Annotated in this window: 15 protein-coding genes; 7 read left to right on the forward strand and 8 right to left on the reverse strand. The window is 59.3% G+C overall.

Annotation, left to right across the window (positions count from 1 at the left end):
• Positions 1-61: 61 nt before the first annotated feature.
• A complete protein-coding gene (locus tag LAN61_03040) occupies positions 62-1345 on the reverse strand; it encodes a GGDEF domain-containing protein (GenBank protein ID MBZ5539477.1) in 1284 nt (427 codons plus the stop codon).
• 271 nt (positions 1346-1616) lie between these two features.
• Positions 1617-1934: a PilZ domain-containing protein gene (locus LAN61_03045; GenBank protein MBZ5539478.1), complete on the reverse strand. Its 318-nt coding sequence runs from the start codon at positions 1932-1934 to the stop codon at positions 1617-1619.
• A 351-nt stretch (positions 1935-2285) separates the two neighbouring features.
• On the opposite strand from LAN61_03045, the gene LAN61_03050 reads away from it, so the two are divergent.
• The 5 genes from LAN61_03050 to LAN61_03070 all read left to right on the forward strand — a co-directional run bounded on the left by LAN61_03050 (position 2286) and on the right by LAN61_03070 (position 9253).
• Positions 2286-3509, forward strand: a complete 1224-nt coding sequence (locus tag LAN61_03050; GenBank protein MBZ5539479.1) for a HAMP domain-containing histidine kinase — start codon at positions 2286-2288, stop codon at positions 3507-3509.
• 21 nt (positions 3510-3530) lie between these two features.
• On the forward strand, positions 3531-4982 hold the full coding sequence (locus LAN61_03055; GenBank protein MBZ5539480.1) for a sigma-54 dependent transcriptional regulator: 1452 nt from the start codon (positions 3531-3533) through the stop codon (positions 4980-4982).
• 487 nt (positions 4983-5469) lie between these two features.
• The gene (locus tag LAN61_03060; protein ID MBZ5539481.1) at positions 5470-5808 is read left to right on the forward strand and encodes a PilZ domain-containing protein; all 339 of its coding nucleotides are present in this window, start codon (positions 5470-5472) and stop codon (positions 5806-5808) included.
• A 486-nt stretch (positions 5809-6294) separates the two neighbouring features.
• Positions 6295-7281, forward strand: a complete 987-nt coding sequence (locus LAN61_03065) for a sigma-54 dependent transcriptional regulator (GenBank protein MBZ5539482.1) — start codon at positions 6295-6297, stop codon at positions 7279-7281.
• A gap of 400 nt (positions 7282-7681) precedes the next feature.
• Positions 7682-9253, forward strand: a complete 1572-nt coding sequence (locus tag LAN61_03070) for a choice-of-anchor D domain-containing protein (GenBank protein ID MBZ5539483.1) — start codon at positions 7682-7684, stop codon at positions 9251-9253.
• Between the two features lie 11 nt (positions 9254-9264).
• Here LAN61_03070 and LAN61_03075 read toward each other — a convergent pair whose 3' ends face one another.
• The 4 genes from LAN61_03075 to LAN61_03090 form a co-directional block, all read right to left on the reverse strand.
• Complete coding sequence (locus LAN61_03075; protein ID MBZ5539484.1) at positions 9265-9765, reverse strand: VanZ family protein; 501 nt, start codon at positions 9763-9765, stop codon at positions 9265-9267.
• Between the two features lie 108 nt (positions 9766-9873).
• Positions 9874-10728, reverse strand: a complete 855-nt coding sequence (gene rfbD, locus LAN61_03080) for a dTDP-4-dehydrorhamnose reductase (protein MBZ5539485.1) — start codon at positions 10726-10728, stop codon at positions 9874-9876.
• Between the two features lie 5 nt (positions 10729-10733).
• Positions 10734-11345, reverse strand: coding sequence for a dTDP-4-dehydrorhamnose 3,5-epimerase family protein (locus tag LAN61_03085; protein ID MBZ5539486.1), 612 nt, complete (start codon positions 11343-11345; stop codon positions 10734-10736).
• 59 nt (positions 11346-11404) lie between these two features.
• On the reverse strand, positions 11405-13693 hold the full coding sequence (locus tag LAN61_03090) for a tetratricopeptide repeat protein (protein MBZ5539487.1): 2289 nt from the start codon (positions 13691-13693) through the stop codon (positions 11405-11407).
• A 504-nt stretch (positions 13694-14197) separates the two neighbouring features.
• Here LAN61_03090 and LAN61_03095 point away from each other — a divergent pair.
• Both LAN61_03095 and LAN61_03100 read left to right on the forward strand, forming a co-directional pair.
• Positions 14198-15709, forward strand: coding sequence for a lipopolysaccharide biosynthesis protein (locus LAN61_03095; protein MBZ5539488.1), 1512 nt, complete (start codon positions 14198-14200; stop codon positions 15707-15709).
• Positions 15710-15745: 36 nt separating this feature from the next.
• Positions 15746-16654: a CpsD/CapB family tyrosine-protein kinase gene (locus LAN61_03100; GenBank protein MBZ5539489.1), complete on the forward strand. Its 909-nt coding sequence runs from the start codon at positions 15746-15748 to the stop codon at positions 16652-16654.
• A 168-nt stretch (positions 16655-16822) separates the two neighbouring features.
• On the opposite strand, the gene LAN61_03105 is transcribed toward LAN61_03100, so the two are convergent.
• Positions 16823-17626: an exosortase/archaeosortase family protein gene (locus tag LAN61_03105; GenBank protein ID MBZ5539490.1), complete on the reverse strand. Its 804-nt coding sequence runs from the start codon at positions 17624-17626 to the stop codon at positions 16823-16825.
• A gap of 291 nt (positions 17627-17917) precedes the next feature.
• Complete coding sequence (locus LAN61_03110) at positions 17918-18823, reverse strand: choice-of-anchor D domain-containing protein (GenBank protein ID MBZ5539491.1); 906 nt, start codon at positions 18821-18823, stop codon at positions 17918-17920.
• Between the last annotated feature and the right edge of the window lie 223 nt (positions 18824-19046).

Consider the following 19046-nt stretch of genomic DNA (forward strand, 5'->3'; position numbering starts at 1 on the left):
AAGGGCGTTGCGCAGCGATAACCGGAAAAAGAACGAAGGGAAGTGCAGCGCAGGGCTGGGGTCAGGAGACGAAGCAGCAGCCAACGCGAACGTTGCCTTCGGGACTGCGCGCGGACCAAACGGCTCGCAGATTCACGCGCACCGGGGGCAGAATCGGCACATGCAGGATGGCGAAGACGTTCGGGGGCAGCTCTTCGGGGGAATCGAGCTCGAGGGCGACGCCGCCAAAACCCAGGTCGAGAACGCGTGCGCGGCGCCCGCCTTGTTCGCCCAGTACGGCGTAGGCATTGGTGCCGGCCATGGTCACGCGCTCGCCTTTGCGCTGCATGCTGTAACTGAGCGCCGGGGCCGCAGCTCCGGGGCCTGCGGCCGGAATGCCCGCCGCCGAAATGTCTGGAATTGGAAGTTCTGTGACGAACGGCGCTTCCGTCTTTTCCGCCGCTTTCTTCGATTCGATGGAAATGGTTTTCGGCGCGGGCGCAGCGCGTTCCGGTGCGGGCCGCTCGTGGACCGCCGCTGCGGGTTGCGCCTCGGCGGTTGCGCCGCGCAAATGGTTGGCGTGCTTCAGCTGGTAGAGCCGTTCATCGGCCACGCGAATCAGGACGTCGCCCTGATCGCCGTCCTGCGGACAGGTGGAGATGCCGTGATCCATGCTCACGCGCACGCTCAACTGCAGAGGGCGGACAGCCTCCGCGAAAACGGTCTCGATGCGGCGGCTCAGCGCCAGCGCCTGAGCTGCGTCCGTCTGCGGAAGAATCAGGGCGAATTCATCGCCGCCGATGCGGAAGGCGGAGTCCGACGAGCGCATGGCTTTGCGCAGGGTGGCGGCCGCGGCGCGCAGCACCTCATCCCCCTTGGGATGGCCGTGCATATCGTTCACTTCCTTGAAGCGATGCAGATCCAGGATCACCAGCGTCACGGGATGCTCGTAGCGCTTGGCCCGGGTCATCTCTTTTTCCAGCGATTCGCTGAACAGCCGGCGGTTGTAAAGTCCGGTGAGGGGATCGGTCACGGCGTTGAGCTGCAGTTTTTTCAGCTCGTCGTATTCGATGACCACCGGCACGCGGATCAGTCCGGCCGTGGAGAGCGCTTCCATGAGCGCGGTCTTCAGAGAAACGGGCCGTCCGAGATGTTCGGAGAACTGGCGGCGGCTCTTGAGCGCTTCTTCCCAGAGCTGCAGGCACTGGCTTTCGCGAAGTTCGAGGTGCGTAGTCGTGCGGAAGTAGCGCTGCAGAAACTGCCCGCGTGCGGGCAGATCGAGCGACTCCAGTGTATCGGCGAGGAGCTCGAGGTACGAGTCCTCAATGGTCAGGCGCGGGGCGACCGCGCCACCTGGGCTGGGCATTAAAGTTTTCCACCTGACGTCCGCCATTCCCTGCGGGGACAGGGGGAGGGCACATCACCTACTGCTTGGAAGCTGCAAACCAGAGTCCAATCCTACCAGTTTTCCGAGTAGCCTATAGGGTTCTTCAATTTTATGCCAATCTGCAAATATCTTGCTAGTTATGATGCAGATAGAGCGGGCAAAGTCAGATGACCCTGCCGCGCAGACCTCCTGAGCTTTCGCATTTTGAGAACAAAGTTTCCTCTCCAACCGCACCGACGAGAAATATTTTCTATCCCAGGGGGCGCAAGAATTCCAGTCCAAAAAGACGAACATCGCCTGCCGCTTCCTGACGGAGTACGCGTGCTGAAATCGGGGGAGTTTCGCTGGGGACCATGCTGGATGAGATAGGCGAGGGCGCAGGGAAAGTTAGCTGTACAGGATGATCCATCTGCAGAGCCCGCGTGCAAGCAATACACGCGCCAGTACCGCTGATATTGAGTGTCTTCGTGAGTTCGATGAACTCCATCCCCGCCGCATCCGTGCCGCGCAACAAGACGGGAACTTGAAGACGAATTCGCTCTGCTCGACGTCGCTCGGCAGGATTCAAAGGATGCCTTTCGCAATAGAAATCTAAATATAGAATGACATTCTAGTACTCGGGCACTAGTACCAACTCTTGCAGATTTCGTGCCAGAATCGCGCTTCCGGAGTCATTTATAAACATTGTATTTTCAGTGCATTATCCTATGCCAAGCATCGGGAATGCTAGATGCATGATACTAACCACCCCGGGAACTGCATTTCCTTTCCCATATTGTGCAAATGGAACGTATTTACCATTGACGTTTGTTGCGGGCGTCTGCGACGATGTGCATCCAGAGACGGGAAAAGATTTACCACTTGAAGCGCAAAGCGCAAAAATCTCTGTTTTCGTGACGGTGAAGCGGTCAAGACTGCAATGACCTCTCTCCCTACATTACCGGTTGAGCGTGTTTCGCAAGGCCTGCCGTTAGGCCTGGTCACATCGCTTCTGGATACGCTGGAGAAGCCCCTGCTGGTCATCGAGCGGAGCGGGCGCTTCGTGTTGGCGACCCTGCAGGCACGCCAATGCTTGGAAGCGCGGGGGATTGTGGATCTCGCGAGCAAGGATCTTTTTTCACAAATGCTGGGCATCGAACCCAAGGTAATTTTCGAGCAGTTCGAAAGCGGTGAGCGGGAAGTGAACCTGCATGTGGTAGGCGGGGGAAAAAAGGCCCGCGCGCGCATCCAGTGGCTGCCGGAGCCGGACTGGCTGCTCGTGCAGTTCGACCCGCAACCCGAAGCCGCGGAGGTGGAGGAAGGGTCCTCCGTGCTGACCATCCAGGACCTGCTGCAGGAACGCGAAGTGACGTACCGCAACCTGCTGGCGGCCTATCTGCGGCTGCAGGATGTAAACCGGCAGAAAACGGTGTTCTTGGGTTCAGCGGCGCACGAATTGAAGACGCCCCTGGCAGTCATCAAGGGCTACTACGATCTGCTGCTCACCGGCTCTCTGGGGCGGCTGAACGACAAGCAGCGCGAGATTCTCGAGGAATCGAAAGAGAGCTGCGAGCGGCTGGTGCGGCTGGTTTCCATGTTCCTCAATTATTCCGCGCTGGAAAGCGGCCGGCTGGTGCTGCAGCTGCGGGAGAACGACCTGAAGGATTGTTTGGAAGAGCTGGGCAAGCGCTGGCAGGAAGCCTTTCAACGCAAGGGCGTGCGCCTGGAAACACAGATCGATTCCGCGCTGCCGGTGTTCCGCTTTGACTATCAGAAGGTGCAACAGGCGGCGGGCAACTTGCTGGATAATGCGCTCAAGCACACGCCGCCGGGCGGCTGCGTTACGCTGCTGGCCGCGCCGCATTTCTGGGAAAGGCGTCTGGCGGCCAACAAGCCGCTTCAGGAGCGCCGCGGCGGGCGCGCGCCGCGGGCCAACAGCGTACAAGTTTCTGTCTCGGATACCGGGCCAGGGCTGGCCGCCGAATTTCATCAGGAAATATTCGAAGATTTCATGCGCGTGGATCGCAACACGTCGGGCATGGGCCTGGGTCTGGCCATCGCCAAACGGCTGGTGCAGGCGCATCGGGGAAAGATCTGGGTCGATAGTGAAGCACGGCAGGGCAGTACATTCACCTTTCTCCTGCCCATAGAGCAGGGCCAGTAGCGCGGTCCCGAGGGAGTAATTATGAGCATAGCGGAAAGAATTCTGGTGGTGGACGACGAGCCGAGCATCCGCAAATACTTGCAGACGCTGCTCGAGGTGGACGGCTTCCATGTCGAGACGGTGTGCTCGGGCAGGGAAGCGCTCGAGAAAGTCAGCACGGGCGAACGGCCGGACTTCATCATTCTCGACGTGCTCATGCCCGAGATGAACGGGATCGAGACGCTCAAGGAACTGATGCAAGTGGACCGTTCCTTGAACGTTATCATGCTCTCCTGCTCCAACGAAGTGGGCACCGTCGTGGACGCGATCCGCCTGGGAGCTCACGATTACCTGACCAAGCCCTTCGAAAAGGGCGAACTCGATGCGGCCATGCTCAAGTGCCGCAAGAAGAAGCAGCTGCACGAGGAGAACCAAGCGCTGCGCGAATATTGCGAACAGCTCACCGAGGACCTCAGCTTCCTGGCCGCCAGCCCGCAGATGGTGCGTATCCGCCAGCAGATCCTGCAGATTGCTCCGGTGGACGTGCCAGTGTTCATCTGCGGGGAGAGTGGTGTCGGCAAGGAAGTGGTGGCGCGCATGATCCACCTGCGCTCCAAGCGGCGCAATCAGGCCTTCGTCAAAGTAAATTGCGCGGCGCTGCCGGGGGAGCTCCTGGAATCGGAACTGTTCGGCTATGAGCAGGGCGCGTTTACCGGAGCGGTGCGCGCCAAGCCCGGCAAGTTCGAGCTGGCCAACAAGGGCACCATCTTCCTCGACGAAATTGCGGAGATGAGCACGCACCTGCAGGCCAAGCTTCTGCACGTTCTGCAGGATCACCAGTATTCGCGGCTGGGCGGCCGTCAGGTGGTGGACATGGACGTGCGCGTTCTGGCCGCGACCAATGTGGACGTCCAAGAAGCCATGAAGGACGGGCGCTTCCGCGAGGATCTCTATTACCGCCTCAACGTGCTGTCCATCAACGTGCCGCCGTTGCGCGAACGCCAGACGGAAATTCCCCTGCTCTTCCGCCACTTTCTCCAGAAATACGCCGAGAAATTCGGCAAGACCGCGATCGAGCCGTCGCACTATCTGCTGGAAGCGGCCGCGCGCTATCCGTGGCCGGGCAATCTGCGGGAGCTGGAAAATTTCGTGAAACGTTACGTCATTCTCGATGATGAGGAAGGCAGCCTGCGCGAGCTGGTCGAGATGTCCACGGCGCGGCAGCGCACCGCGCCGCGCGTGGAAGCACCGCCCCCCCGCGAGCAGGGGCTTAAGGCGCTGGTCCGGGGCTTGAAAGACGAAGCGGAGATGGAAGCGATTGCCAACGCCCTGGAAAAGACGCGCTGGTGCCGCAAGGATGCGGCGAAAATGCTGGGAATCAGTTACAAGGCATTGCTCTACAAGATGCGGCAATTCAATCTGGACACACCGCGGAACCGTCGTGGCGCCGCGACGGAAGAGACACGGCGCGAGCCGGCGATTCGGAACGTCTAGCCTTCCCAGTCCGCCGGGTATTGCTCCTTTTAGGCACACGGCGACACTTTATTTCTTTCCAGCTCGCTTGGGATTACGCTACTGTTCCGTCCCGGTATGGGAAATTTGAGGGTGCCTGCTTGCAAGGAATTTCCCTTCGCTCGCCAGTAATCTTGCTTGGAGTTCCATGAAAAGAGATTGCGGCGCTGCTTGCGAAAGATAAACACCTTAAGAATTAGTGAGTTAAATTGGATGCGATACTTGAAAATTGGAAGATTGCGGAATTGGTCTGAAACGTGCACCTCTCTTTGTAAGTTTTGTGATCTGCGATCCATCCACGGTGACGCCGAAGGCAGGACCTTATAGTGCGGAAAGTGCACGACGCGAGAGACCGGGGGATAGGCCTCTCGTAGCAGAAGCAATTTGCCAAATGCGGGTAACGCTGATAGAACCTTCGGACAGCGGATGCCACGCTTAGAGGCGGGGGGATGGACTGGGGATGGGCCTGATGACTGAACGTCGTACGGCACGACGCTATGATTTGACTTTGCCGGTCGTCATACGCATTCCGACCGAGCGCAAGGCGGAGACGCAGCGCGGCAAAACGCGGGATATTTCCACGCGCGGCCTCTATTTCGTGATTGATCAGGACCTCCAAGCCGGTTCCGAACTCGACATTACGCTCACGCTCCCGGCTGAGGTTACCCAGGGCTCGGAAGTGCTTGTGCGCGCAATCGGGAAGGTCATCCGCGTCGAGCAACGTCTGGAAGACGGCAATACACGCATGGGCGTGGCGGCCGTGATCGAACGCTACGACATCATCCGCGGGGAAACTTCCAAGAACTGAACTCCGTTTTATAGCCGGCAGCTCTCTGCTGGCGTCTGCAGTTCTCTCTTTGCTTCGAGACAACACAAGCAAGGGCTTCCCCTTTCTGCACACTTGCTGTTTGGGGAGTCCGCTCGATTTGGGGATATCTCAGGCCTTATCACGGGAATGGCCAGGCTGTCCTGGCAAGGGGAAAGAGAAAAAGCTTCCCAAATCAGGAGCAAATATTTTCTCTGCTGTACCCACAACTCGTTCAATTTTTCCGGGATTAGTACTGGGACCACCTTGTCCATTGCACCTGTAACATATAGATAATGCATTCGTTAGCCGATTACGGATCTTGTCTTCAGTTTTCGAACATGTCCCTCCGGTTGGCCGAATATGTGCATCTTCTCTGGATCAGGCAGATGCCTGTGTATGCCTACGGAACCCACAACTAGAAGCTGCAGGGCGGAGCCGATCAGCCAGATCCCTCCGGATGAGGTCCTTTTTGGCTGTTCGGCGGCGATGGCCGAAGTACGGCAGCGCGCCGAAAAGATCTGCAATACCAATATCCCCGTGCTGCTCAATGGCGATGGCGGGACGGGCAAGGAAGCGCTGGCGCGGTGGATTCACGCGCGCTCTTCCTACCGCAACGGTCAGTTCATCAAGGTCAACTGCGCGGCCATCCCCGGAACGCTGCTCGAGAGCGAGCTTTTCGGTTACGAGCGGGGCGCGTTCACCGGGGCGCAGGTCAGCAAGTGCGGGCGCGTAGAACTGGCGCATAACGGCACGCTATTTCTGGATGAGATCGCAGACCTGGATCTGAGTCTGCAAGGCAAGCTTCTGCATTTTCTCCAGGACGGCAGGTTCACGCGAATCGGCGACAACGAAGAGAGAACCGTAGAGACGCGCATCTTGTGCGCGACGAACAAGGATCTGGAGCGGGAGATAGCCGCGGGCATATTCCGCGCCGATCTGTTCTACCGCATCAATGGGATGCGGTTGTGGTTGCCGCGGCTGCGCGAGCGCAAGGACGACATTCCGGCGCTTGCGAATTATCTCCGCGCATTTTACGAGAAACAGTTCGCCAAAGAATCCCCTCCGTTGAGTGCGGAATTTCTCGCCTATCTGCGGGAGTTGGATTGGCCGGGGAACGTGCGGGAATTGTCCAACGGAATGGCACGCTATGTCTTGATCGGTCCCGAAGAGGTGATTGCCGAAGAGCCGCCGCGCAAGCGCAGTTTGCGGATGTCCGGCGCGTCTTCCGAGGCTGCCCCTGTTCCGCTGAAGCACCTTGCGAGGGAAGCGACCCGGGAGATGGAGCGCAATATCATCCTGGAAACGCTGCAAGCCAACCGCTGGAATCGCCGGAAGACGGCGGAGGCGCTGCAAATCAGTTACCGCGCACTCATCTACAAGATCCGCGATGCCGGGTTGCTGGCGCGGAGCACGGAAGTCCTGGCGGACGTACCCGAAAAAAAATCTCCCGCTTCGCAGTCCTCCCGCGACTAACTGTCCCTGAGGACAGTTCCGTTTTCTCCCTCTTCGGCAACTCTCTCACGGCTGTCTTGCGCCATTTTTCTGCGTGAAAAGCCTTGCAAATGCGAACATCCGGGAGTTGCGGAAATTTTCCGAAGTTCAGGAAAAGCGCCGCGCGCCACGCATTGGAAAATCCTAAGAATTAGGCCGGTACAGCTTCCAGTTCATGCGGACAGGCAGTGTGGCTGTCCCTTAATTGGACGTCTCACCAGTATTTTTCGCAGCTCGCGGTCCCTTACTCTGCTCACGGCGAGCAGTGGGAGGGAAAGCGATGACGAACCGGGGGCGGTTCAGTCCTGAGAAACGGGACAGAGATCTACGCGCTGGGAACACCCGTCAACTGCAAGGGCTCGCGCTACTGGGACTGGCTGTATTGCTGCCACTGGTGGTTCTGAGCGGTTGCGTCGGCGTGGCCGGCCAGGGGGTGAATCCAGCGGGGGGGCAGGCCGTGATTCAGGCCAGTCCTGCAACTGTAAATTTTGGAAATGTGACCGTGGGGACGAAAAGCAGTTTGCCAGTTACGCTGAGCAATACAGGCGGTAGCGACCTTACGATTTCGGTGCTCACGCTGAGCGGCGCGTCCTTCAGCGTCTCGGGAATTGCGGCGCCCAAGACCATTTCTGCCGGGCAGTCGGCCACGATGAACGTGACCTACGCGCCATCGAGTGCGGGGAGCAACTCCGGGTCCATTGTGATCACCAGCAATGATTCGAAGTCTCCTGCGACAATTGCGCTTTCGGGAACGGCAACGACCGCGTCTGTGGGGCAACTTACGCTGAGCCCGGCCAGCCTGAATTTCGGGAACGTGAACGTGGGCGGCAGCAGCACGCTCACCTCGACATTGACCAATTCCGGGCAGGCTGCCGCCAACATTTCGCAGGTGAACGTTACGGGGACCGGTTTTACGGTAAGCGGCCTGACAGTTCCGGCGACTTTGAATCCGGGGAATTCCGTGACGTTGCAGGTGAAGTACGCGCCGGGGTCGGCAGGAGCGGCGAGCGGCAGCGTGTCCATCATCAGCGATGCACAGGGCTCGCCGACGACCCTCGCGCTATCCGGCACCGGCCTGCAGCCCGGGCTGAGTCTGTTGCCGGCGAGCATCAGTTTTGGCAATGTCGTCGTGGGCATGATCAATTCCCAGACGGTAAAGATCACGAACAGCGGGAACGCCAGTCTGACGATTTCCCAGGCCACCCTGACGGGCAGTGGTTTCAGCACCAGCGGGCTGACCACGCCGCTCACGCTGGCGGCAGGACAGGCCAGCACGTTTACGGTGCTGTTCGCACCGGCGGCGGCAGGCAGCGTGAGCGGAAGCCTTGCGCTGACCAGCAACGCGCCGAACTCTCCGGCTTCGATTCCGCTGAGCGGCAGCGGCGTTGCCGCCACCTATACGCTATCGGTCAGTCCGACCAGCTTGAGCTTCGGCAACGTCAACACGGGCAGCTCGGCTTCGCAGAGCGTCAGCATCGCGAACACCGGGAACTCGAACGTGACCATTTCGCAGATCAGCGTGTCCGGCGCAGGCTTTTCTGCAACCGGCGTGGGCGTCCCGGTTACGCTTTCGCCGTCGCAGAAGGTAACGCTGACCATACAATTCAGCCCGTCCGTGGCCGGAAGCGTAAGCGGGACGATCTCCGTGGTGAGCAATGCCAGCGGATCGCCGGCGGTGATTTCCGCGAGCGGAACGGGTGTGACTCCGACGGTGGCCCATTCCGTGGCCCTGACGTGGAATGCCAGCAGCTCGACGATCTCCGGCTATAACGTGTACCGCAGCACGGTGAGCGGAAGTTCTTACGCCAAGGTCAGCTCGACGCTAGTCACCGGATTGACCTACACGGATGGGACCGTTCAGAGCGCCCTGACCTACTACTATGTGACGACGGCGGTAGATGCCAGCGGCAACGAGAGCGCCTATTCCAACGAAGCACAGGCCGTCATTCCGTAGCCTTTAATGGTCTACGCTTCTTCCCGCGCTGCGTCTGCCGGTGCTGCGGGAGGGGCTGGGGAGCGCCACTTGCGCAGGGCGTAGAGCCAGACCAGGACTTGTGCAAGCAGGGCCCCGGTGGCATCGATGGCCACGTCGCGCGGCCGGGCTCCGCGCAGCGGCACGAACGACTGGTGCCACTCGTCGAGACCGGCGTAGGCGACGGCGATGGTCAGAGTCGCGAGAGCCCAGTTCAGGCGCCAGCCCGTCCGGCCTGCGCGCACCCCGCGAAACACCAGAATGCTGAACAATCCGAATTCGCTTACGTGCGCCAGCTTGCGGATGCCGACATGCATCAGGTGCAGGGTGTGCCGCGTGGCCCACGGAAAGAGCCAGTGCAGGAAGGGAATCAGGATGCTCCCTGTCTCCTCCGCGCTGAAATAGTGCGTGGAGAAAACAGAAATCAGGATGGCGGCGAGAATCGCTGGGATCCAATAGGTGAAGCGAGATTGTCTCTCAGAGTAATCAATCATCGGTCGTGTCCCGGCTATGGCACCCAGTCTTCCCGGCGCAGATTACTGGCAGCGCGCTGTGTTGCGTTCGGCAAATCCTGGAATGGCGAACCAGGGGAAGCCGATCCCTCAAGTTAGCTTACCCTGTTCCCGCAATTCTTTCAGGTAAGCGGCCAGGGCGTCACGCCAGTGGCGCAAGCGCAGGCCGCGGGCATGCAAGCTGGCCGGGGAAAGCACGGAGTAGGCCGGCCGTCTTGCCGGGCGCGCAGTTTCCGCCGTCGTAGTGGGCAGCACGGAGACCGAGGCGCGGCCGGCTTGGCGGAGAATTTCGCGGGCAAATTCGAACCAGGAGCAGGATCCTTCGTTGGTCACGTGCAAGGTTCCGCGGGCATCGCTGCGCACGAGGTCGCGGATGGCCTGCGCCAAATCGCGGGTAAAGGTCGGCGAACCTACCTGATCGGCGACGACGGTCAATTCCGGCCGGGAATCCGCGGCGCGCAGGATCTTTTCCGGAAAGCACACACCCGATGCGCCGAACAGCCAGGAAGTGCGGGCGATGCACCAATTGATGTGGTTCTCGCGCACGGCCTTTTCCCCCGCGGCCTTGGATTGTCCGTAGACGTTGAGAGGCGCAATCGGATCCTCCGGTTCGTAGGGGCGCGTCGCGGTGCCGTCAAAGAGATAGTCGGTGCTGACGAAGAACAGGCGCGAGCCGCATGCCTGCGCGGCGCGGGCCACGTTTTCGGCGCCGGCGGCGTTCACCGCAAAGGCCTGCTCCGGATTGCGCTCGCTCCCGTCGACATCGGTATAGGCCGCTGTCAGGACGGTCCAGTCCGGGCGTGTGCGGGCAAGCAGGCTGCGCACCTGCTGCGGATCGCGGATATCGGCGTCTTGCGAGGTCGCGGGAATCACCTCGTCCGTCTTCCATTCCTGCAGAAGATCGGTTCCGAGCATCCCCCGCGCACCAATGATGAGAATGCGCATTGGATTTACTTGTGCTGGGTTTCCCAGTCATAGGCGATGTCCGGATGATTGTAGGGCAAGCGGAGCTCGTCCGCGGGATTGTAGTGGCGGTCGGTCATATAGAGAAGCTGGATGGCGTCCATGCCCAGCGCCTTGTAGCCATGTCCGACCCCCGGGGGAATCAGGATTTGCCAAGGGCGAAAGCGTCCGACATAGAGCGTATTAATCAAGCCAAAGGTTTTCGACTGGCGGCGCAAGTCGTAGAGGAAGACCTGGAGCATGCCGATGACAGGGGCCCACAGATCGGTCTGTTCGCAATGATAGTGAATGGCTTTGATGGTGCCGGGGTAGGTCAGCGTGAACGACACCTGAATCTTGCGCGTGGCGTCCGGCACCATATTCGTGGCGAGCCCTTTGCCGAGCCGCGCGATTTCGGTAAAAAAGCCGCGGTCGTCGGGAAAAATCTGGAGCGGCTCGATGCGCACGCCGTCAATCAGATCCGCCGAGTCGTGCTTGGCGATCACCTTGCCGAGCGTCTTTTCGGAACGCTTGAGAATCGCCAGCTCGATACCATTGCGGGTGCCGAGCGAGACGATGCCCTCTGCACTCTTCTGTGTTGCGGATGGTTCAGCCGCCATGTGCGTGCCTCTCTCGAAAGGATTCTGAAAGTCTTCCCGGAATCACTCGCCGGGCCAAGTTATCTGCCGGAGCTCTGTCCTAGGGCTCGGCGGGCGTTCTCGGCGATGAAAGAATTTGGATCGAGGCTGACGGCCATCTCGAATTCCGCGCGCGCCCGCCCGGGCTTGTTCAGTTTCTGATAGATCAACCCGAGATGGTAGCGGTAGGCCGCATTGGCGGGGGCCTGCCTAACGGCTTCTTCGAGCAGCTGCGCAGCCAGCGAAAAAGCGCCGTTGTGGTAGTAGGCCCAGCCCAGGGTGTCGGCGGAATTCGGCAGGCTGGGCAGGCCGCGGCGCGCGATTTGCGCGAGCGACAGGGCGACGTTGACGTTGCCGCCGTGTTCCAGCAACAGGTAGGCCAGATTGTTGGCCGCAAATGCGTCGTCTGGCTGGATCGAAAGCGCCTTTTGGTAAAGCGACTGCGCCTGCTGCCAGTTGCCCTTGGCTTCGAAGAGACTGCCTTGCGCGACATAGAGTCGCACATTGGATGGTGCCAGCTTGAGGGCCCGCTGGTAGCTGGAGATGGCCTGCTCGGCCTCGCCGCGGGACGCCTGGACGTCTGCGAGGAGAATTGCTGCATTCGAATTGCTGGAATCGAGCTGCACAGAGCGGGCCAGCGCCTGTTCGGCTTCCGCAGGCATTTTGTTCGTGAATTGCGCCTGGCCGAGCAGAAAATACAGGGCCGCATTTTCCGGCCTGCGCGCGATCTGCGCTTGGATCTTCTGAATGGCATCCGCAGGCCGTTTCCGGCGGAGATCGAGGTCCACGAGGCCGCGCAGCGCTTCCAGGGAGTCCGGTTCGTGAGTCAGCGCTTGGCGGTAAAACGATTCCGCTTCGTTCCAGCGTTTTTGCCGGGCGCGCAGCAGGCCGAGCTGTACATAGCCGAGGGCGCCCTGCGGGGCAAGCTCGACCAGGCGGTGGAAGTCGGCTTCTGCCGCAGCGGCGTCCCCTTCGTTGAATCTTGCGGTGGCATGAAACAGATACCCCTCGGCGGCCGCTGGTGCAATCTTCCTGAGCTGATCGCCGGCCGATTCGAGCGCATTCCAATCCTGGCGCTGCATGGCGCTATAGCCCAGCGCGCGCCAGGCTTCGGAAAGGTCAGGGCGCAAGCGCACGGCTTCGTGCCATTCGCTTTCTGCCTGGCTGGAATTCCCCTGGCCTTGAAATGCAAGACCCAGCTGATAGTGGCCTGCCGCATTGTCCGGAGCGTACTTGACGGCCTGCTGCAGCGTGGCGACGGCCTCGGCAAAGTTTTTCTGCTGCACCTGAATCTGCCCCCGCAGAACGAGCGCGGTCGCGTCCTGCGGCTCCTTTTTGAGGATATCGTCATTGAGTTGCGCGGCTTCGGCGATGCGCTGGGTCAAAATGAGGAGCTCGATGTACGTTTTCTTGAGCGGAAGGTCCTTCGGATGCGCTGCGGACAAGGCAGCAAATTCGGCGAGGGCCTTGGCCTGATCATTCCGGCGAAGATAGTAGTCGCCGAGCATGCGGTATGCAGCAGGATCGTCCGGCAATTGCTGTTTGGCATCGGCCAGAACTTTCTCCGCGAGATCGTTCTTTCCCTGCATGGCGTACAAGCCCGCCAGGGCCGCGCGGGGAAGAGCATTCTTTGGAGCGAGAGTGATAGCGGATTGCACTTGTTCTTCCGCCTCCGCCCAGCGCTGCTGCCGCTCGTACAAATTCCCCAGGGCCATGAGGGGAGCAAGTGAGCCTGGCTCCAGTGTATGTGCTTTTTGAAGATGTGTTTCGGCGTCCGGAAGTGCGCCGGCCCTCTCCTCGATCAGGGCCAGATTGAGGTAGGGGAGGGAACGCTCGGGAGCCATGCGCACCGCGTCGTTGGCTTCCTGCAGCGCGTCCTGCAAATTTCCAAGCGCGGCATCCGCATTGGAAAGGAGAATTTGCGCTTCGAAGTGCGCAGGATTGCTGCGCAGGATCAGTACGGCCTGCTCTTTGGCCTCCTGCTTCTTCCCGCCCGTGAGGAGGAGTTGGCCGAGATCGAGTTGTGCGGCCCAGTTATCCGGCTGAAAATGAACGGTGCGCAGAAGTTCCTGGTATGCCCCTGCCGCGTTGCCTTGCTGGAGAAAGCACTGTGCCATCTTGTAGTGCGCTTCGGCGTAACGCGGGTCGAGCTGCAAGGCCCGGGAGAAAGAGATGATGGCTTCCGGGTATCTGCCGCGATCAAAATCCTGGCTTCCCTGGTGGAAGTACCTCTGCTTGCGTGTATTGACGTCCCGCGAGCAACCACCACCCAGTGCGCCGGCGAGAAGAAACAGCCCTAAGAACAGACCTAGCTTTGTCGTACGCTGCATATGCCTCAGGAAGAGTGCTACGCAAACTTTTCCTCTTCAAAATACTGAGAGATGCAATTTTGCACCCTGAAACCAAGGAATTGCCAGCTCGTTCTCAAAACAGACGTATATAACAGATAATAAAGGCATTAAATGCTGGTCACCGGACTTTCTGCCATGATTCAGGGAGGCTTTGGAATTCTAGATACCGATCAAATGCCAGGAAAAGGCAAATTCAATGGACAATGTGGATAGAATAGTTCCACTTCATGGCCGGATTATAGCTGCAGGATAGGCAAGAATTTGACTATGCCGATCACGTTTGCGCCGATTACTTCATGATAATAAAAGACATGGATTGATTTTCAGAGTCTAGGCAAGCTTTGCTTTCTTGGCAAGGCCCGTGCTTTAGTCTCTCTCGTAGCGACCTGTGTCTCGGTAGTAGAATGTCCAGAGGCACTGGAAGCGGGAATTCATCCCGCTCTTTGAAGAGCGGCGTTCGGGAAGGGCAGGAGCGAGGTAACGATGGTCCGGAACGGCGAAATCAGCATTGGCGATGCGAAGAGGGTCCTCCGGGGCTACTGGTGGATTTTGCCTATCACCTCCGTGGGCTGCGCGGTTCTTGCGCTGGCGGCCGCGCTGATGCTGCCGAAGCGCTATACCTCGGGGACGATGGTCCTGGTCGAACAACCGACAGTGTCGTCAGATTATGTGAAACCCGTGGTTACCGAAGACCTCAATCATCGTCTGGCATCGATGAAGGAACAGATTCTCAGCCGCACACGTCTAGAGCCGATTATCGAAAAGTTCGATCTGTATGCCGTGGACCGCGACCGTGTGCACATGGACGATCTTGTGGAGCGCTTGCGCTCAGCGGTGACGATTCCCCCGATGGAGCCTATGCCAGGAACGCAGAACCGCCAATTGCCGGGTTTCTACGTCAACGTCACCTTTGATAATCCCCAGATCGCGCAACAGATTTGCACGGAAATCACCTCGATGTTTCTGGAGCAGAACTCCCGGGAGCGCGAACAGCAGGCTTCGCGGACCACTTCCTTCCTCAGCCGGCAATTGGACGAAGCCAAGGCCAAGCTGGACGCACAGGATGCCAAGCTGGCCCAGTTCAAGCGGCAATATCTGGGCTCGCTTCCTGACGAAGAACAGACCAATCTCAGCCTACTCCTGGGAATGAACTCCCAACTCGAAGCCAACACCCAGGCGTTGAGCCGGGCACAACAGGACAAGGTCTTCAATGAGTCCTTGCTTGGTCAGCAGGAAGCTATCTGGAAGGCCGCGCAGTCCGGACAGAGTCCAGAGACGACCGAACAGCAGCTCAACGCGCTGCAGGAACAGCTGACCGCTCTGCAGGCACGCTACACGCCGGAGCATCCGGATGTCATCAAGATCCAAAGCCAGATCGATGAATTGAAGAAGCGCATGGCCCAGACTCCCAAGACGAAAGATGTGGAGAATAAGGCCGCGCAGCTAGCCCCCAGCGAGCCGCCCCAGCTGCAGCAACTCCGCGCCAAACGGCGGCAGGATGAATTGAACATCGCCGATCTCACCCGCCGGCAGGGACAGATCCAGGAGCAGATCCGCATCCTGCAGGGACGCGTGCAGGCCAGCCCGATGGTGGAGCAGCAGTATAAGGAATTGACGCGGAACTATCAGAGCGCACTGGATTTCTACAATGATCTTCTGAAAAAGCGTGAACAATCCGCAATGGCCACGGATCTCGAACACCAGCAGGAGAGCGAGCAATTTCGCGTGTACGATCCGCCCAGCCTGCCGGATAAACCTTCCTTTCCGAAGAAGACCTATTTTGCGGGTGGCGGGTTGGGGGCGGGGCTAGCCCTGGGGTTGGGCATCCTGTTCGTAATCGCGGTGAGCGACAAGGCGATGTATACCGGGCAGGATGTGGAGCTCTGCTTGAAGGTTCCGGTTCTCGCGCTGGTTCCGAGATTGGAGACAGCTTCTGCCCCGGGAGGCATAACCGGAACGGTCGGAAGTACCTATCCGGCGGGCAAGAAGATCTGAACGGGACATGCAGGGGAGCAGTTCTTTGAGGAAACGATGAGCCGGATTCACGAAGCACTGAAGAAGGCAGCACAAGAAAGATCGTCGCAGTTGGCGACCGGCGTGGTGCCGGATCTTTCCGGGCTTGGGGCCGATATACAGCGGCCGGTGGTTCCCCCGGCCGCGGTGTCGGAGGCGGCGGCCGCGGATCTCCGCGCGGCCGCGGATTTGCCGTTCCTGCGTTTCGAGGAACTCACTAGGCGTTGTGCTCGCCCCACGTGGCACTTCGATCCGCGGATGAGCGTTTTTCATGGCGCGACCGTTGAAAAGATCGCTGCAGAGCATTTCCGCACGCTGCGCTCCCGCCTCTATCAGATTGCAGGTATTCAGCCGCTGCGCCGGGTCCTGGTAACGAGCAGCGTGGCCGGGGAAGGAAAGACATTTGTGGCTGCGAATCTTGCGCAGTCCATTGTGCGGCAGCCTGAACGGCGAGTACTGCTGATCGATGCTGATTTGCGGGTACCCACTCTGCATCAGGCGTTAGGTGCGCCCAGCACTCCGGGATTAACCGAATTTCTCCGCGGCGAAGCGGATGAATACGCGGTGATCCAGAAAGGCACGGAGGGGAATCTCTGCTTCATTCCCGGTGGCAGCCTGGTGTCCAACCCCAGTGAATTGCTTCTGAGCGATCGCATGGCGCAACTGCTGGACCTGGTAACCCCTGTTTTTGACTGGATCATTCTCGATTCGCCGCCGACATTGCCCGTACACGATGCCAGCATGCTGGCTGATCGTTGCGATGGCGTGCTGTTTGTGGTGGGCGCGGGGAGCACGGATTACGAGGTAGCGGAAAAGGCCATCGCGGAATTTCGCGAAAAGAACCTGCTGGGCGCGATCCTCAACCGCACCTCCGATAGAGATTCCTACGGCGGGTATTACGGCTATAGGCGAAGAGAGAACAAATAGCCCGATTCCCGGTCTGGATTGCAGCGCGAAGAACTGTCCTGACTTAAGCTCTGGAACTATCCTCCAAGCGGCATGCCGGGGATGCAGGAGTGGGTGTGCGCCAGGCGCGCGCGGCTGTCTCTCCCATATCTAATACAACTCTCTGAAAATAAAAGCCTTGTTCTAAATTTAAGCTGACGGAATTTCCGCCGTTTTCCTCCTGGGTTTCTCTCCGCGCTGCAGTAGCCACAGCACCGGAACAAGAAGGAGCAGGCCCAGCAGGAAAAACACGACGCCGCCTTCGCGGTGCAGATTGCCATAGAGGAATCCCGGATTCACGTAGTTGGCGAGAAGGGTCAGAGTCACGATTCGAACGCCATTTTTCACGATCATCACGAAGACACCGCAGAGGACAAAAACGAGCTGCTTCCAGAAGGGGCGAAGAAGGAAATGGCCCACGAGCACCGCCAGGATGAGAAGAGCCATGCTCGAGCGGATACCGCTGCACTCGCTGGCTACCTCGATGTTCACCCGCGAAAGATGAAAGACAAATCCCTCGCGCAGGACGGGCACGCCCGTCAGGTCAAAGAGGGTCCCCGCAATCTCGGCCGATCCTTTCTGCAGGAAAAAAACGGTTCGTGCGAGCAAGGCATCCGGCAAGGGCACGGATAGAAACAGAAAGAGCATCGCAAAGCGGTTAGCTTGGAGCGCTTCTCTTCCGAAGACGAGCGCAAATCCCGCGATCCAGAAGAAGACGAGCGCGACGGCATAACTCGCCAGGGAGTTGCCCAGACTCCATTGCGCAGCGGAGTGCAGCGTCCAGCTATAGACGGTGGCGGCCACAGCGAAGAGACCCGCCGTAACTCCCCAATCGCAGGACTTCCGCTCCAAGATCTGGCGGCGCTTCTGAAAGATCAGCCATGCGCTGATGAAGGGAATCAGCAGGATGTGCGAGGCGTTGTCGTTGGCGAGCGCATGACGGACGAGCAGCATGCCAGGCCGCCAAAAAATCGCAAGCGACAGGACTACCCACAAACCGTAAAACAGCCAGCGCTGGTTGCTTCCTTGTGGTGTATCCGTCAATTCCACATTACCCCTGCCCGGCGAGGTCTTGCCAGCGTAGCGCGGGTGGACGGCGGCACGCTGCCGCCGCTACCGGAGTGTACCAAAGAAAGGAGTGTAACGAGGGCCGGACCAAACAAGGACTGCAAGCGTTGTGCTGGAAATTCCTAGAGGGGCGCGAATCCGAGATGCAGAATCAAGGAGCCTGTTGCACTGGGAGACTCAAGGGTTGGGGATGATGGCGGAGGTCGCGTTCGAGGGCGCACTCTCTTGCCCGGCACCGTTCACAGCGGTGACGTAGTAGGTGTAGCTATTCCCGGAGACCACCGTCGAATCTGTATAGGAGAGGCCGGCCAGAAGGGACGCTGTGAGACGCGTAAAAGGGCCGTTCAAGGAACCACCACGATAGACATAGTAACCATTGACTGTGCTTGCACTGGCGTTCCAGCTGAGCTTGACCGAATGCGACGTGGCGGAAGCTGTGATACCAGCACCCGTGAGAGCCATGCTCAAAGAGGGCGAAATGCTGGAGCTAGCCAGCGTCAGGGTACCCTTCAGGGTGCCTACGACTGGCGGTTGAAACGTAACCTGAAACGTGATCTGTTGCTGTGGCGCCAGCTTAAGGCCCGGCGTGAGGCCCGCATAACCGAACCCCGTACCAGTCACGGAGATACCGCTTACCGTGACATCGATGTTGCCGGTGTTGGACAGTGTGACGTTTTGCAAAGTCGAGTTTTGGACGACTTCGTTTCCGAAATTCAGCGAGGATGGACTTAGTTGCAGATGAGCCGAGGCTTGCTGTGCGCTTCCCTGCAAGGGAACTGTTTCCGGAGAGGGTAGGTCGGCACTGCTGATCGTGAGCGTAGCGGATACTCCTCCCGGGGTCTGCGGAGCAAACGCCACGGTGATATTCAGGGCAGCGCCCGCTGCCAGGGAAGCCGGCAATGCCGGCGCAGAGACAGTGAAGCTGGCGTTGGAAACCTGTATTTGACTAATTGTAATCGTGGTTTTACCCGCATTGGCGATCTGAAGGGTCTGCGTGTTGCGCTGCCCGACGACGACATTCGCGAAATTCACGGTCCCGGGAGTGATCACCAACTGCGGCACCAGTCCGGACTGCGAAGCCATTCCACTACAACCCGAAAGGGCGACTGCGATAATCACGGCGGAGGCAGCAACACAGAAGACCGTCCACGGTCGGAAGTGACCGGGAAATCTCTCCCCCAGGTTTGCACGCCCCTCAGCACGCATACATCGTACGGTACGCGCTGACTCCCGAATGAGACAACCTGTCCGCCGTACAGTTGTGGGACAGTCTGTTAACTGTACTTTCGGGCAGGAAAAATAGCGT

It is taken from the genome of Terriglobia bacterium (assembly GCA_020072785.1).
GTDB lineage: Bacteria > Acidobacteriota > Terriglobia > Acidiferrales > UBA7541 > Acidiferrum.

Excerpts from the sequence above, each read along its gene's own strand:
- LAN61_03085 (MBZ5539486.1), bottom strand. The coding sequence starts at position 11,345 with ATGGCGGCTGAACCATCCGCAACACAGAAGAGTGCAGAGGGCATCGTC.
- LAN61_03065 (MBZ5539482.1), top strand. The coding sequence starts at position 6,295 with ATGGCCGAAGTACGGCAGCGCGCCGAAAAGATCTGCAATACCAATATC.
- LAN61_03110 (MBZ5539491.1), bottom strand. The coding sequence starts at position 18,823 with ATGGCTTCGCAGTCCGGACTGGTGCCGCAGTTGGTGATCACTCCCGGG.
- LAN61_03095 (MBZ5539488.1), top strand. The coding sequence starts at position 14,198 with ATGGTCCGGAACGGCGAAATCAGCATTGGCGATGCGAAGAGGGTCCTC.
- LAN61_03060 (MBZ5539481.1), top strand. The coding sequence starts at position 5,470 with ATGACTGAACGTCGTACGGCACGACGCTATGATTTGACTTTGCCGGTC.
- LAN61_03100 (MBZ5539489.1), top strand. The coding sequence starts at position 15,746 with ATGAGCCGGATTCACGAAGCACTGAAGAAGGCAGCACAAGAAAGATCG.
- rfbD (MBZ5539485.1), bottom strand. The coding sequence starts at position 10,728 with ATGCGCATTCTCATCATTGGTGCGCGGGGGATGCTCGGAACCGATCTT.
- LAN61_03075 (MBZ5539484.1), bottom strand. The coding sequence starts at position 9,765 with ATGATTGATTACTCTGAGAGACAATCTCGCTTCACCTATTGGATCCCA.
- LAN61_03090 (MBZ5539487.1), bottom strand. The coding sequence starts at position 13,693 with ATGCAGCGTACGACAAAGCTAGGTCTGTTCTTAGGGCTGTTTCTTCTC.
- LAN61_03040 (MBZ5539477.1), bottom strand. The coding sequence starts at position 1,345 with ATGCCCAGCCCAGGTGGCGCGGTCGCCCCGCGCCTGACCATTGAGGAC.
- LAN61_03055 (MBZ5539480.1), top strand. The coding sequence starts at position 3,531 with ATGAGCATAGCGGAAAGAATTCTGGTGGTGGACGACGAGCCGAGCATC.
- LAN61_03105 (MBZ5539490.1), bottom strand. The coding sequence starts at position 17,626 with ATGCTGCTCGTCCGTCATGCGCTCGCCAACGACAACGCCTCGCACATC.
- LAN61_03050 (MBZ5539479.1), top strand. The coding sequence starts at position 2,286 with ATGACCTCTCTCCCTACATTACCGGTTGAGCGTGTTTCGCAAGGCCTG.